This is a genomic window from Sphingobium sp. MI1205 (genome assembly GCF_001563285.1).
Classification (GTDB): Bacteria; Pseudomonadota; Alphaproteobacteria; order Sphingomonadales; family Sphingomonadaceae; genus Sphingobium.
The window spans coordinates 912,355-925,694 of record NZ_CP005188.1 but is presented as its reverse complement, the minus strand read 5'-3'; the positions used below and the strand labels follow the sequence as shown (position 1 = coordinate 925,694).

At 62.9% G+C, this 13,340-nt stretch carries 14 protein-coding genes and 1 tRNA gene; 2 read left to right on the top strand and 13 right to left on the bottom strand.

Features of this window, described 5'->3' with window-relative positions:
- Positions 1-5: 5 nt before the first annotated feature.
- From K663_RS04400 to K663_RS04390, 3 genes are read right to left on the bottom strand one after another with little or no spacing between them, the layout of a single operon-like run.
- A complete protein-coding gene (locus tag K663_RS04400) occupies positions 6-491 on the bottom strand; it encodes a DUF2497 domain-containing protein (RefSeq protein ID WP_062114550.1) in 486 nt (161 codons plus the stop codon).
- 18 nt (positions 492-509) lie between these two features.
- Positions 510-1,976 carry a TolC family outer membrane protein gene (locus tag K663_RS04395; RefSeq protein WP_062114548.1) on the bottom strand — a complete coding sequence of 489 codons (1,467 nt, stop codon included), beginning with the start codon at positions 1,974-1,976 and terminating at the stop codon, positions 510-512.
- 16 nt (positions 1,977-1,992) lie between these two features.
- Positions 1,993-2,625 (bottom strand): protein-L-isoaspartate O-methyltransferase family protein, encoded by a 633-nt coding sequence (locus K663_RS04390; RefSeq protein WP_062114546.1) that lies wholly within the window; start codon positions 2,623-2,625, stop codon positions 1,993-1,995.
- A gap of 191 nt (positions 2,626-2,816) precedes the next feature.
- Here K663_RS04390 and K663_RS04385 point away from each other — a divergent pair.
- Both K663_RS04385 and K663_RS25140 read left to right on the top strand, forming a co-directional pair.
- Positions 2,817-2,890 (top strand) — tRNA-Cys (locus tag K663_RS04385).
- Between the two features lie 206 nt (positions 2,891-3,096).
- Positions 3,097-3,255, top strand: a complete 159-nt coding sequence (locus tag K663_RS25140; protein WP_335339085.1) for an Arm DNA-binding domain-containing protein — start codon at positions 3,097-3,099, stop codon at positions 3,253-3,255.
- 181 nt (positions 3,256-3,436) lie between these two features.
- Here the strand turns inward: K663_RS25140 and K663_RS04380 are convergent, their stop codons facing one another.
- From K663_RS04380 to K663_RS04330, 10 genes are all read right to left on the bottom strand, one after another.
- Positions 3,437-3,922, bottom strand: coding sequence for a helix-turn-helix transcriptional regulator (locus K663_RS04380; RefSeq protein ID WP_201026673.1), 486 nt, complete (start codon positions 3,920-3,922; stop codon positions 3,437-3,439).
- A 51-nt stretch (positions 3,923-3,973) separates the two neighbouring features.
- Positions 3,974-4,639 (bottom strand): cytochrome b/b6 domain-containing protein, encoded by a 666-nt coding sequence (locus K663_RS04375; RefSeq protein ID WP_062114542.1) that lies wholly within the window; start codon positions 4,637-4,639, stop codon positions 3,974-3,976.
- A 523-nt stretch (positions 4,640-5,162) separates the two neighbouring features.
- The gene (locus K663_RS04365) at positions 5,163-6,440 is read right to left on the bottom strand and encodes a ferredoxin reductase family protein (RefSeq protein WP_201026672.1); all 1,278 of its coding nucleotides are present in this window, start codon (positions 6,438-6,440) and stop codon (positions 5,163-5,165) included.
- 122 nt (positions 6,441-6,562) lie between these two features.
- Complete coding sequence (locus K663_RS04360) at positions 6,563-6,886, bottom strand: SHOCT domain-containing protein (RefSeq protein ID WP_062114538.1); 324 nt, start codon at positions 6,884-6,886, stop codon at positions 6,563-6,565.
- Positions 6,887-6,992: 106 nt separating this feature from the next.
- Positions 6,993-7,379 (bottom strand): DUF302 domain-containing protein, encoded by a 387-nt coding sequence (locus tag K663_RS04355; RefSeq protein WP_062114535.1) that lies wholly within the window; start codon positions 7,377-7,379, stop codon positions 6,993-6,995.
- A gap of 439 nt (positions 7,380-7,818) precedes the next feature.
- A complete protein-coding gene (locus K663_RS04350; RefSeq protein ID WP_062114533.1) occupies positions 7,819-9,171 on the bottom strand; it encodes a hypothetical protein in 1,353 nt (450 codons plus the stop codon).
- A 219-nt stretch (positions 9,172-9,390) separates the two neighbouring features.
- Positions 9,391-10,695 (bottom strand): nicotinate phosphoribosyltransferase, encoded by a 1,305-nt coding sequence (pncB, locus tag K663_RS04345; protein ID WP_062114530.1) that lies wholly within the window; start codon positions 10,693-10,695, stop codon positions 9,391-9,393.
- A gap of 10 nt (positions 10,696-10,705) precedes the next feature.
- A complete protein-coding gene (locus K663_RS04340) occupies positions 10,706-11,599 on the bottom strand; it encodes an NAD(+)/NADH kinase (RefSeq protein WP_062114527.1) in 894 nt (297 codons plus the stop codon).
- A 7-nt stretch (positions 11,600-11,606) separates the two neighbouring features.
- On the bottom strand, positions 11,607-12,593 hold the full coding sequence (locus tag K663_RS04335; RefSeq protein ID WP_235589518.1) for an SPFH domain-containing protein: 987 nt from the start codon (positions 12,591-12,593) through the stop codon (positions 11,607-11,609).
- Entirely contained in the window at positions 12,590-13,261 is a 672-nt protein-coding gene (locus K663_RS04330) for an NUDIX hydrolase (RefSeq protein WP_235589517.1), read from the bottom strand. The genes K663_RS04335 and K663_RS04330 overlap by 4 nt, the downstream gene beginning before the upstream one ends.
- Between the last annotated feature and the right edge of the window lie 79 nt (positions 13,262-13,340).

Genomic DNA, 13,340 nt, shown 5'->3' with positions numbered 1-13,340 from the left:
GCGGTTTAGCGGCTGGTGATCCGCGCGATCTCCCTCGCCACCATGTCCTCGACCAGCGCCGGCAGACGAGCGTCCAGCCATTCCTTGAGCATTGGCTTCAGCATCGAGCGGACCAGACCATCGAGCGTGTTGTCCTCTCCATCCTTGGGCGTGACCAGCATGGAGGACAGCGTCGACAGGGAATGTCGCGCGGCGACTTCGCTTTCCACGGACAGGATCGACGCGTCCTCCGCCACCGCTTCGGGGAGCGGCGCGCGCGATGTCTTATGGGCAGGCATCACTTCCTCCGCTCCAACCTCGTCGGTCAGTTCCAGCACTTCATCGATAACAGGATCGGCAGGATCGGCGGATTTGGCGCCCTGTTTAGACGCAGCATCGGACTTGCCGCGACGCGATACAGACTGCGCAGCCTCCTCGCCTTCCTCCGCAATAATGCGCTTGATGGACGAGAGGATGTCCTCCATCGAGGGTTCCTTGCTCATGTCGCCCATGAATTGCCCCTGTTAACCTTAAGGTTGTTGAGCCAACCCAGCAGGCACATTGGCATTTTGTGCAGGCGTGTCAACGGTTCGCGTCGCCTGAGGCCCAGCTGCAGAGTCGAAATCCCAATCGAACCACTTGCCCCTGACCCGGTCATAATTAACCATGGGGTTGTAGAGAGCGCCCGTTTCCAGGCTAAGATCGTCCGCCTCGGCATGCCCCATTGCCGCCAACAGGCTGAATCCCGCCACATAGGCATTGCGCCGCGCGGAAACCAACTGGACCTTGGCGTTGAGCGCTTCCTGCTCCGCATTCAATATGTCGAGAATGGTGCGGCTGCCCACCGAATTTTCCGCACGCACTCCTTCCAGCGAAAGGTTGGCCGCCTCCACCGCCTTCTGGTTCGACTCGATGCTTTGCAAGGACGCCTGCCAGCTTGCGTATGCAGACCGCGTCTGGGCGATGACCCCGCGCTCCACTTCGATTTCCTGCTCGATCGCCTGCGATTCAAGCGCCTGGTTCTGCCGCACCTGCGCGGCCGGGCGGCCACCCTGATAGAGCGGAAGGCGTAAAGTCGCGCCTGCAACGACCTGTTTGTTGGTCTGCGAGGGATCGGGATCGTTGGCTTCGTTAAGCGACCCCAGATAGTGCGTGTAACTGCCCTGCGCGAAGCCCGACAAGGTGGGCAGCACGCCTGCCTTCGCCACCTTCACATCATAACGCGCCGCTTCGCGCAGCTTGCGGGCGGAAATAATGTCAGGATTGTCGGCCAGCGCGACCTGCACCGCCGTTTCCGGCGTGGCGGGAAGGCCCGGCAGCGGTGGCGGCGGCTCCAGGTCGTCCGGGGCGCTGCCCACAAGCGCGATGTAATTTTCCCGGCTCGCGATCAGGTTGGCCTGCGCCGTCTGCAAGTCCGACCGCGCGAGCGCCAGGCGCGATTCGGACTGGGCTACGTCAGTGCGGGTGAGATCACCCACCTCGAAACGGTCGTTGGTCGCCTGAAGATTAACGCCGAGCGCGCTGACATTCGCCTCATTGAGCGACACAACGGCACTGTCCCGGATGACATCCATATAGGCGGCCACGACCTGGGAAAAAATCGATGCTTCCGTACCGCGGAGATTGGCCTGACCAGCTTCCACCCGGACCTTGGCCGCCTTCACGCCGTTACGAACGGCGCCGCCCTGATAAATGGGCACGTTGATGCTCGCGGTGCCATTGAGCGACCGGCTGGGCGTCAGGAATGCGCGCGCTGGCTTTACCAACAATTCCTGGAATTCGGTGGTGGTGGAGATATCGGGCCGCCCGTCCGCCTTGCGGATCGGCACATTTTCATCGGTCGCGCGCTGCTGCGCGCGTGTGCCCGTCAACGTGGGGTTGGAAAGATAAGCCCTGGCCAGCGCGCCCTGGAGCGTTTCGGCGCGCACGGTCCCAGCGTTGAGCAACAGCAAAACCGTGGCGGCGGAGTGCCGAAAGAACACCTGCTTTGCTGTCATGACTCCCCCGGGCCTGTTAAAAAACGAAACGCTCCGGCGCTGAAAAACCGGGCAGAACAACCATCTCCAAATCCGCCAGACTGGCAAGGCCAAGCACGCCCGACACCACCCGCCCGCTGCACAGCCGCGTGACGCCTCGCTCGACAATACCCGTAACGACGCGCGCGCCATCGGCAAGTTGCTGAACGAGCGCGGCGGGCACTTCCTCCACGGCTCCATCAATGAACAGCAGATCGTAGAGCGCATTATCAGGAGCACCTGCAGCGAGCGGACCACGCACGACAGTAGCTGCGGAGCCCAGCAGCTGCGGCCCATCGCTGGCCTCCACGGCGGTGACCTTCGCCCCGAGCTCCGCCAGAAGAGCGGCGCTGTAGCCGGTCGCGGCGCCGATCAGCAGGACGCGGTCGCCCTCTTCAACCTGCGCTTCCGTCAGCAGGCGCCCGGTCACCAGCGGCGGATTGAGCGCACGCCCGTTTTCCAGCGGGATCGGGCGATCGACATAGGCCATCGCCCGGCGCGCGACCGGCACGAAATCCTCGCGCGGCACGTGCGCCATTGCGGCGATCACGCGCTGGTCATCGACATCGCTGGTACGAAGCTGGCTTTCGACCATTGCGGTCCGCATCGATGAAAAATTCTGATCGGTCACGACACTTCCTCGATTGGCACAACTGTATTGGGAAGACAATACAGCGCTGACGATACCGGACCTCTAGATCACGCGACCAGCAACGCCAAGCAGCTTTCCATATCGATGAACGAGAATCTTGAAGCGATGCGCCATTGTCGCGCTTGACTTTGGAACAAAAGCCTCACATCTGCGGCGTCCCACATGCGCATGGCCCGATGGCGGAGTGGTTACGCAGAGGACTGCAAATCCTTGCACGCCGGTTCGATTCCGGCTCGGGCCTCCATTGCAGCTTCCAGAGCCGTCCATAACCGTCTGGAATTGCCTGATTTCTGCCGTTTTTTTGTGCTAGACTTGCCAAGCAAATCCGGACGGCTCCATCCTCTTCCGAGTACAATGTGGGTACAGATGATGGACCGTCCGCCGAGCACCGTTTGGGAGGTCTATCATGGCAGAAGGTGACAGTCGCAGAAAGGCCTCACCGCAAACGCGGTGAAAAACGCTAGGCTCAAGGAGAAGCCGTACAAGCTCTCCGATCGTGATGGCCTTTACCTTCTCGTAAAGCCGACCGGTGTCCGGTACTGGCGCATGAATGAGGTTGCAGCGGATGCGCGATCATGTCCCAAAAAAGGTTTGCCCGCCATGGTGTGACCGCCAATCATGCGGATCGATTATTATTCGCTGAGCTCGCCGTAAGGTCGGGGCTGTCAGGCAACGAACGCCGACCATTCGGTCAACCAGAGACGAGATCCAACCGCCTGATACCTGCCCTTCGTTCATCGGTTATCCGAATAGTCGTTAGAGTGAAACGGTTCTCAGTGCCGTCTCATCTTCAGGTCACCGTCTTCTGATCGGCGTCCGATCGTAGCATGGCCGGATCGATCAGCTCCTCGAGGAACAGGGCGATCAAGGACGACTGCGAACCGACCCCGGCCTTGGCATACACCCTCGTGAGCTGCGCCCTCACGGTGCCCGCCGCAGCCCCTCTAAGCTGCGCAATGTCATGCACGTCGCATCCCTTGAGCGCGAAGAGCGCCACGTCTGCCTCGGCCTTCGTCAGCTTCCACTGCGCAAAGCGCAGCTGGATCAGTTCGGCGGCCGCGCCCCTTGCAATGGCGACGGCGATCTCGTCCTGCCGCGCGGCAACAACAAGCGATCTGACATGAAGCGCGCCCAGCACCACCGCCGCGAGCAGAGCAATGGCCGCGGCCCCCTCGATCATTACATGGCGGCCGAAGCTTTCGCCGACCATGTCACCCGCAAAGTCGACGAGGAAGAAGAGCGTCGCCAGAGCCTGCAAGGCCACGACGATCGTCATCGCCGTGGCCTGCCGTTCTAGGGTGCGCGCTCGATTGATCATGAGCGGTGGTTAGCGGTGCCCCGGAAGCATCGCCAGAACAACTTGTCGACCGCGGCGGCGCGTCTCAAAGATCACCCCGGCGATGTGGAGCAGGATGAGGACATACAGCAGGTTGGCTGCCGTCTCGTGGATCTCAGCGAGCGGTCCTTCCTCACCTTCTTCGCCACCTTCCTTACGTTCGCCGCCAGACCGCAGGTCTGCGCCCTCATCGCGGTCATCCTGCTCCGTAGCCTCCCGGACATCAATCGACTTGCTGTAGCTCTCGGACGCAGCGCCTGCTTCCCCATGCCGCTCGCTCGTCCCGGGTAGACCGGCCATTGCAATGCCAGTGACGATGATGACGAGCAGACAAGACCAGATCGCATAAACCATGAGAGCGCCCAGTGGATTGTGGGACGGGTGCTCGCTCTTTCGGCCCCCACGAATCTCGCGGATATGGGCCAGCGCACGGGATGGGCTGAACGGAAAGGCGGTGAAGCGCGCCTCACCCGGCCCGATCAGTCCCCAGAGCAGCCGCAGGGCCAGAATGGCGGCCAGAGCATAGCCCACCCAGATGTGGACGCTCGATCCCTCTTCAGTCACGATCGCGTTGGCCAGCACGGCCAGAACGATGGACCAGTGCGTCAGCTTGACGACCGGATCCCATCGATGGGGTCGGCTCGTCTCACTCGTCATCGTCGTCCTCCTTTCCAGATTTCGCGCCGATGTGATGCTTCGCTTCCTTCGCGTGCCGTTTTACATCGGATGCCTGGTCCCGCCTTTGATTTCGCTCATCGAGGTCTTGGTCCTCCTTCTCTGCCACGGATGTCTGGGCGGACTGAGACTTCGCAGCGGGTGCGGGCGTTTTGGCGGCGAGAAGCGAACCGCGATCGCGCCGCATAGAAGTGCCGCGAGGGAGAGGGATAAAGCGCCCATCGAAAGCTCCTTTGACATTGAACTGCGCCAAAGATGTTCGGCATGTCCGGAAGCACCATCGGAGCGCCGCTTACAGACCGGTAAATAAGCAAGTGCTTAGAGGAGCGGACTGCACGGCGATCTACCGCTGCTGGATCCCGTCAGCTTATTGCGGACTTGAACCCTTCGGGGACCGTCTCAGCAGCTTGGGAAAGTCGGGATGTCTTGGCTGCATCGAGGCAACCGGTTCGATCGCAACGGCCTCGCACTCGGCATGCATTGCAACCCTCTTGCACGACCACCTCTAACGCATCTCGAACAGTTCCTGATGAAAGTTATCTCCGGGTAATCCTGCCTCCGTCATGGCCGTGTAGAGTGCATCGCCAAAGCCAGCCGGTCCGCAAAACCAGATATCCGCATCGATCCAGTCCGGAACGATTTCGACGATGCGCTCCAGGGTGAGCAGGCCATCCTTTGGCGTGACCAGCAGATGGAGGTTCACATGGCTACTGGCCGCGAGATTCTGCACCTGGGCGACGAAAGCCTCGTCGTGCGCGGCGGTTGAATAGAAAAGGTGAACCTTGCCCTCCTGCGGCTCCTGGGTCCGCGCGAGGTATTGGAGGCGGGCCATGAAAGGCGTGATGCCCACCCCGCCGGCGATCCAGATCTGCCGATCGGCAGGGCCTCGGAAATCGAACCGGCCATAGGGGCCTTCGATGCTCACGGCTTGCCCGACATGCAGCAGTTCCGGCAGCCTGCGGGTATAGTCGCCCAATCCCTTAATGCTGAAGACGAGATGCCCATCATCCTTCCAGGCCGATGAGATGGTGAAGGGGTGCGCGCCCTCTCGATTGCCGGCCTTCAGGAATGCGAATTGTCCCGCCTGATGCTCTGGCCAAGCGGTCCCCACATCCACAGCGACGTCGAGCATGGCATTCCCAGGATAGAGCGTCAGACGCTTGATCTTGCCCACCGCGCGCCGCGACTTGCCGATGCGTCTGAAAAGGGCGGTGACGGCCGCAAGGGTCCCCAGGACCAGCAGAATGGCCATGACCATCCCGATCGGCGCCGTCCAATAATCGCGATCCATGAGGACGACCGCATGGAAGACGAGGACCAGGAAGAGCGGCGCCATGAGCCGGTGCGCGCGGAAGAACCAATGATAGGGGACCCGCTTCCAGAGCGCGAGCGCGATGAGCAGGATCAGCAGATAGAGCGCCGGCTCTCCCACTCCCACAGCGGCGCCGTGCAGCTTGTCGAGGAGATCGGGCGCTGGTGCCGGACCCGGCGGACGGTTGCGCACCGGCCGGCTCAGCCAGCCCCAGCCGATCATCCAGCGCGGCGAGATTTCAAGCAGCCAGTGAATGATGGCCAGCGCAACGCCCGTGATGCCGAACCATTTGTGCAGGCGATAGAATTTATCCAGCCCGCCCAGCAGCGGCTCGATCTGCACGGGGCGCGCGGCCAGTACGAGACCAAGCGCCATGAATCCCATCGCCAGGATGCCGCTGAGGTAAATGAGTTGGTGGCGAATGGCCCAGAAACCGCCGGTCACGGGCTGGCTGGCAGGCTGACGATCCATAAAGCTGCAAGCAGAAGAGCGAGAGCGGGCGCTATCAATCTCAATCGTGCAAGTCTCATCAATTGCTCTCCGGATGCGCGGCATGTGCGGGAATGAGGGGCCTGGAGCGATCCTGTCGTCTTTCACTCAGCGCTCGCTGATGTCTTTCTTGCGCTGGAGATATTCCTCGGGTCGATCTCGCCCCGTGCATAGCGTTCATCGAGCTGATCAAGGGCAGTCGGCCGCGGCTTGCCGTCGGTCTTTTGCTCACCGCTCATCATCTGGCGCACCAGAACGAATGTGATCACCGTGATCGCAACGAGGATCAAGAGCGAGAAAAGGCCATGGACGATGCCCCAGGCGCCCCAGCCCGGCCCCATCATGTAGCCGCCGCCATCGTGCATGCGCCAGCCATAGCCTGACTGGACCTGCAGCAATGCAGGCAGCTCTGGAATGTGCATCGACATCGCCGTTCTCCATCACATTTGTCAGCAGTTGCTGCCGGTCCGATGTGCCTCCGGTTGCCGGCGAGCCCCACGGCGGTGTCCACCAGTCCATCGGGCGTTTGGGTAGTCAAAGTCTCTCGATCACGGACCTGAGCTTTTCGCGGACCGTCTCTGCTGCCTGCGCCAGTGCTGGGCTGTCGATGGCCTGCATCGAGGCAACAGGATCGATCGCAGCGACCTCGCACCTACCGTCCTCGGTCTCCTGAACGATCACGTTACAGGGAAGCATCGTGCCGACCTTGTCCTCGAGCGAGAGTGCTTCGTGAGCTAGGGAAGGATTGCATGCCCCCAATATCCGGTATTTGCGGAAGTCGATGGCGAGCTTGTCCTTGAACGTCTTTGTCACATCGATTTCTGTGATGATACCGAAACCCTCTTGCTTCAGGGCGTCGGTGGTACGCGCAACAGCTTCATCAAAGCCGACGGTGAGCGTCTTGGCAAAATAGTAAGTCATCTATGGCCTCCAAACAGGGCGCCGAAACTGAGACAGTTATAGAGCTGCGCCATTGGTCAGCCTGTTAGGAAATGCCCGTAGAGCCCTTCGGCACATCTGCCGGACGGCCAGCGCCGCGAGTTGCCCTCAACTCGCGGGTGGGATGAGCGGCTGTGCAATTAGCAGGGCCAACGGCTCCGCAGCGGCTTAGGCTCGACCGCCTGCACCGTCCTCTCTCAAATCGAAAGCGTCGCGAGGGCTTCTTCCGCCTGAGAAGCAGTCGTAAAAACGCTTATTTGAGGCACTTAGAAGCTGCCCTACATTCATCTTTGATTGGAGTGCTAATGGGCGTTGAAATCGAAGGCGGACGAAGCCGAGGCCTCTCGGGCCGCGGCAAAGCGTGGCGACGGCAAGGAGCTTAGCGCCTTGAACGCGGTGCCACCCGCATGCCGCAAGCGAATTAATCTTCACTTTTCTCCGTGCTTTCGTCTTGTCGCTGAAGAACGGCGTCGTAGTCGCGCGCTATCGGCATGCGTCCTCTCGCCTGCGCTTCGGCGATGATGTCCTGATACGGCTCGCCGTGCTCCACAAGGGCGCCGCCGAAGATCACCTGCCGTAAACAGGCCGCGACCACCAGGCCCATGTCGCGGATCGGATCTTCCCCGTAGCGCCGGTAATATTGGCCGTATTTGCTCGACTCGTAGACATCAGGCGCGCCGCCATGGACAACCGAAGCGCGGATCTTCATCAGTAGCTGCAGGCGGCGAGCGTCGAGCGGCCCAATCGCCCTATCGACTCCCTCGAGCACCGCAGCGGTAGCGCGCCCATCTTCCCCGAACAGAGCCTCGAGCGCCATGCAAAGTAGCGGGAAGCGCTCCGAGGCACCCAAGCTCCAGGCCCGGTAATAGTATTGAAGCGCGCTCAACTGACGCCGCGCTGAGCGTTCCTCTGACACAAGCAGATCGGCGAGCACCGCCAGCCAGCCATGGTCACGCGCGCCGATGACAATATCTTCCGAGATCGGCGGGGTGAGCGAGTCTCCGAATGAAATCGAAAAGCTCTGATCGATCACGCAATGCCCGCCCCAGACGCTGCGCCCGGAGAACATATGCCGATAGGCAAGAGACGGAGTCAGCGCGACCGCGCCGAGGACCGCACGGGCACGTTTTGCGGCCGAGGCGCGGTTCGCCGAGCGCAGGCCGAGCCAGGACGCAGGCCGCTCGCTGCGCATGCGCGCATCGACGAGCGGCGGAAAAAGCTCAGGCGCAAGCTCGCGCGGCGACGGATCGAACTCCTGCGCCAGTCCGGCAGGCGGGCGAAGGAAGACAGCCGCCGCGGAAAAGTCGGCCTCGACCCGGATTGTCACCAGCGGGAAAATCACCATCACTTCCGGCGCGGTGAAGACCGGGCTAGCGCGCAGCGCCTCCGAGAGACGCATTCGCGTCGCGGCGTCGCAGGTTGGAAGGTAGCTCGCCGCCTGCGCGGCGAACGGCACGCCGACTGAGCACAGCGGATAATGCCGCTTCGCGAAATCGGAGAGCATGTCCATGATGTCCGAAATAGAAAGGTCGCGTAGATAGGCCGCCCCAGCGCTGCGGGCATGAAGCGCGGCGGCGACGAGCTTGCGGCGCGAGAAGAAAACCGTGACGTAGAGGCCATGCAATTGCCATTGCTTACCGCTGGCGTTGAACTGGTGCTCCATCCCGTCTTCGCCGACCATGCTCGACATGGAATCGAGCAACAGTTCTATGGTTTCCAGAGAGGGATCGGACATGACGGGCGTATAGCGCAATGCGCCTAGCCTGCCATCCATACCAACTCGCGAAATGCGCGGTCACCGCCAACATAGCGGTCCTTCCGGCGATCCGCCGACGCTCCTACAAGTCGCCATTCGTTCATCCTGCAACCCAGCGGTGGCATCCCCCGAAGCCGGCACCCACCGCCGCTAAGAGACTCATCGCAGACGATTGTCGGACCCACCTCACGCGGCAGGTCGAGCTAAAATAACTTAGGCGCGTCGGTCAGCGGCTGATTAAACCGCGATGGCTTGCTGCACTCGACCATCTTGCCCGAAAATCCTCAGGTAGCGCTCGATTTCGGTAGGATCGCCGGTCGCCTTGGAAGGATTGTCGGAGAGCTTCACGGCATGACGCCCGTTGGCGCTGGTTACCTTGGCAACGAGCGAGATCGGCTCCAGCTCGTGCCCGCCGTCGGGATCGCAGCCTCGAAAGTCGTTGGTGAGGTTGGTGCCCCAGCCGAAGCTCATCCGCACCCGACCATGGAAGTGACGATACGTCGCTTCGATGCTGTCGACATCCATCCCATCGGAGAAGATCAGCAGCTTGGTGCGAGGGTCGCGGCCATGCGCCTCCCACCAGGCAATGATCTGCTCGCCGCCCTCGATCGGAGGCATGGAGTCGGGACGGAAGCCGGTCCAGTCGGCGAGCCAATGGGGGGCGTTGCGCAGAAAGGCGGTGGTGCCGAAAGCATCCGGGAGCGCGATCAGGAGGTTGCCGTCATAGTGTGCCTGCCATTCCTCCAGCACCCGATAGGGCGCAGCCGCGACGCCAGCATCGTCATCGGCGAGAGCGGACAGCACCATCGGCAACTCGTGCGCGTTGGTGCCGATCGCCTCGAGGTCGTTGTCCATCGCGAGCAGCACGTTCGAGCTGCCAATGAAGCGCGTGCCCAAACCCTCCTTGAGCGCTTCGACGCACCAGCGTTGCCAGAGGAAGCTGTGGCGGCGGCGGGTGCCGAAGTCTGAAATGACGAGGTCGGGGAGCTCGCGCAGCCGTTCGACCTTTTCCCAGAGCTTAGCCTTGGCGCGAGCATAGAGCACGTCGAGCTCGAAGCGGCCCTTGCCTTTGAGCGCTGCCCGCGAACGCAGCTCGTTGACGATGGCGAGCGCCGGAATCTCCCACATCGTCGTATGCGTCCACGGCCCCTCGAACTGCAGTTCGAATTGACCGTCGATCGTGCGCAGCTCGTAGTCGGGCAGCCGGAAATCGGCGAGCCATTCGATGAAGTCCGGCGCGAACATGCGCTGCTTGCCGTAGAAGCTGTTGCCAGCGAGCCAGATCAGCTCCTTCCTGGAGAAGCGGACCGTGCGCGCGTGGTCAAGCTGCTCGCGCAGCTCCGTCTCGTCGATCACGTCCGCCAATCGCACCGACTTGCTGCGATTGATCAGCGAGAAGGTCGCCTGCACGTCCGGATGCAGATGCCGGATCATCTGCAGCATCAGCAGCTTGTAGAAGTCGGTGTCTAGCAGGCTTCGGACGATCGGATCGAGCCGCCAACCATGGTTATAGACGCGCGTTGCGATATCAGTGACGGGCATTGGTCGATCCTCAGCCGGTGACGAGGTGAAGGGCGTGGGCAGCGGGTGCCACGGATACGCGGCGACCCCAGTCGAACACCAGAAAGTCCTGCTCCATGCCGTCTGCGAAGATCACGCCGCCATCGTTCATCCGCGAGGTAACCTCGATCGGCTCGTCGGCGAGTTTGCCCGCACGTATGCTCGTGCAGGTTGCAATGCTTGGAAAGGCCTCGCGGACGAAATAGGCGACGGCGCGCTCCTCGGGCGCTAAGGATAGGTGTGTCCCCATCGATTCCATGACCGAACGGGCCCAGCCCGTGGCGCCGGTTCCCGACGCTACGATAAGGCCGCTGGAGCTATGGTCCTCCCGACTGCTGCCGACTGCGATGCTGTAGCGGGCAGACTGGTGGCTGCGATGGCCCACGAACACTTCGTTGAGCGCGAGCAAGTGCTCGCCAGTATCGAGGCGGGCGTCGACCATCGTGCGGCGCTCGATCGGCGCCTGACCCGCGGCGCCGGCGCGAAGCAGGTCAGTCAGATGCCCCACGGGCACGCGGACGAGAATGCCGTCATAGAGATCGGGCGACGGGTTCACGCCCAGCACGGGCTGGCCGGCGAGATATTTGGCGACGTTGGCGACCAGCCCGTCCTGACCGACCGGCACGATCACGTCCTCGGGACCGAACAGGAACCGATCGAGGTCGGGGCGGCGCACATGGGCCTGCCGCCAGTCGTTTGGCACTGCCAGCCGCGCCTGTTTCAGCGCATCGTGCAGCTGGCGGTCGCGGTCCTCGAGCGTCTCGATCCGCTGGCCCCGCGTCTCGAGGAAGAACCGCGCCTGCTCGCGCGTCGCATGGCGCGCGAGCAGCAGTTCATAGTCGCTTTCCCGAGTGACGAAGACCGCGCGAGGGCTGTTGGTCGGCATCGCGCCCTCACCGGGCCGGAAGCGCAGGCGCTTCGCGGCGGAACTCGCCGACGAGGCTGGCGAGCAGATCGGGCGTGACGTTCAGATGCTCGATCGTATCCAACTTGCCCGCCAGATCGCGCGCAGCGAGCCCAAGCAGGACGGCGGGCGGCAGATCGCGATAGACTGCGATATGCGCCTGCTCGGCCTCTGCCTTGGCGCCCTCCACGGTGCGGATGCGCTCCGCCTCGGCCGCCGCCTCGACCTGCTGCGCCTCGGCGAGGCCCGTCGCGCGCGTGCGGGCGTTCGCGGCTTCCTCCGCGATCAACTGCTGCTCGCGGCGGGCGAGCTCGGTACGGTTGGCGAGCTCGTTCTCGGCGATGGCACGCTCCTTCTCGACGGCGAGCGCCCGGCGTTCGAACGTCGCCTGATCCGCCTTTTGCTGGAGCGCCTCGAAGGTCGGCGTCTGGAGCGCGCGTTCCAGTTCGGCGCTGGGCGCGAGGTTGGTGAGCCGGATCGCGACGACTTCGAGGCCGATCTCGCCCAGCGCGGGATCGTGCGCCAGTGCCCCCTGGAGCGCGCCGCGCAAGGGCTCCGGCCCCGCATCGAGCAGCGCCTGCACGGGTGCATGTGCGAGATATTGGAGTACCGCCTGATTGACCAGGCCGGCAAGGCGCGTTTCGATGCGCTGGATGGGCTCAGCGGTCCAGCTGCCGTTGCGCAGGTCGATCGTGAAGTCGATGCGCGCCGCGAGCAGCTCCGGATCGGCGACGCGCCACGTCAGCGTGCCCTGTATCGCGACGGCCTGGAAATCCTGGCTGCGGCCCTTGACGAACAGCGCCATCTCACGGTCGTCCATCGGCAGCTCGGCGATGCTGGCGGTCTCCGGGCGGAACCAGAAGACGAGGCCCCGCCCGCTCTGCCGCACCCGGCCCTTGCGATATCGGATGACATGGCTGCTTGCGTCGGCGCGCAGCTGCGCGGCGAAACTGAAATTGCGGACGTGGGCCATCATTGTTCCCCTTCTGCTTGACGGTATTGATAGAGTTCGGCCGGACGGAACGACGCACCGGTCTCGCGCTCGCCTGTCGCTTCCAGCCAGCCGCGATCCAGCATGCGGCGGCGAAAGGCGGGCTTGTTGAGCTTGGTGTCAAGGATGGCTTCGTAGATGTCCTGCAAGGCGCGCAACGTGAAACGCTCGGGCAGGAGCGCAAAGGCGATCCCGGAGTAATCGAGCTTGCCGCGCAGGCGACGCACCGCGAGGCTGAGCATCGCGCCGTGGTCGAAAGCGAGGTGCAACGGATCGCCGTCACCGATGCGTACCTCGATAGGGCCGCCTGTCTCGCCGGGCCATGGTACGGTGAGTTCCGCGAGCGCCAGCTCGGGGGCGGATTTCAGCGCAGCCGCGAAGCGGTCCGCCGGAAGGAGTGCGAAATAGGCGACGCTGATGATCCGCGTCCGCGGGTCACGATTGACCGCCCCGAACGTATAAAGCTGCTCGATATAGGCATCCGACATCCGCGCCTTCGCGGCGAGGATGCGATGTGCTGCCTCATCGAGGCTTTCGCCGATCCCGACGAAGCCGCCGGGCAGCGCCCATTCCCCGGCAAACGGGTGTTGGTCGCGTCGCGTCAGCAACACGGCAGGCGCGCCATCGACCACGCTCATCAGGATCAGATCCACGGCGACGGACGGGCGTTCGTATGCGGCGGGATCATAGTTTTCCAGAAAAGCAGCTTCGTCCATCGACTCGACCTTATAT

Bases quoted from the DNA above. Each gene is read 5' to 3' on its own strand.
- K663_RS04365 (WP_201026672.1), bottom strand. From the start codon at position 6,440: ATGGATCGTCAGCCTGCCAGCCAGCCCGTGACCGGCGGTTTCTGGGCC.
- K663_RS04380 (WP_201026673.1), bottom strand. From the start codon at position 3,922: ATGACGATCGTCGTGGCCTTGCAGGCTCTGGCGACGCTCTTCTTCCTC.
- K663_RS04335 (WP_235589518.1), bottom strand. From the start codon at position 12,593: ATGATGGCCCACGTCCGCAATTTCAGTTTCGCCGCGCAGCTGCGCGCC.
- pncB (WP_062114530.1), bottom strand. From the start codon at position 10,695: ATGCCCGTCACTGATATCGCAACGCGCGTCTATAACCATGGTTGGCGG.
- K663_RS04375 (WP_062114542.1), bottom strand. From the start codon at position 4,639: ATGACGAGTGAGACGAGCCGACCCCATCGATGGGATCCGGTCGTCAAG.
- K663_RS04360 (WP_062114538.1), bottom strand. From the start codon at position 6,886: ATGTCGATGCACATTCCAGAGCTGCCTGCATTGCTGCAGGTCCAGTCA.
- K663_RS04395 (WP_062114548.1), bottom strand. From the start codon at position 1,976: ATGACAGCAAAGCAGGTGTTCTTTCGGCACTCCGCCGCCACGGTTTTG.
- K663_RS04350 (WP_062114533.1), bottom strand. From the start codon at position 9,171: ATGGATGGCAGGCTAGGCGCATTGCGCTATACGCCCGTCATGTCCGAT.
- K663_RS04340 (WP_062114527.1), bottom strand. From the start codon at position 11,599: ATGCCGACCAACAGCCCTCGCGCGGTCTTCGTCACTCGGGAAAGCGAC.
- K663_RS04400 (WP_062114550.1), bottom strand. From the start codon at position 491: ATGGGCGACATGAGCAAGGAACCCTCGATGGAGGACATCCTCTCGTCC.
- K663_RS04355 (WP_062114535.1), bottom strand. From the start codon at position 7,379: ATGACTTACTATTTTGCCAAGACGCTCACCGTCGGCTTTGATGAAGCT.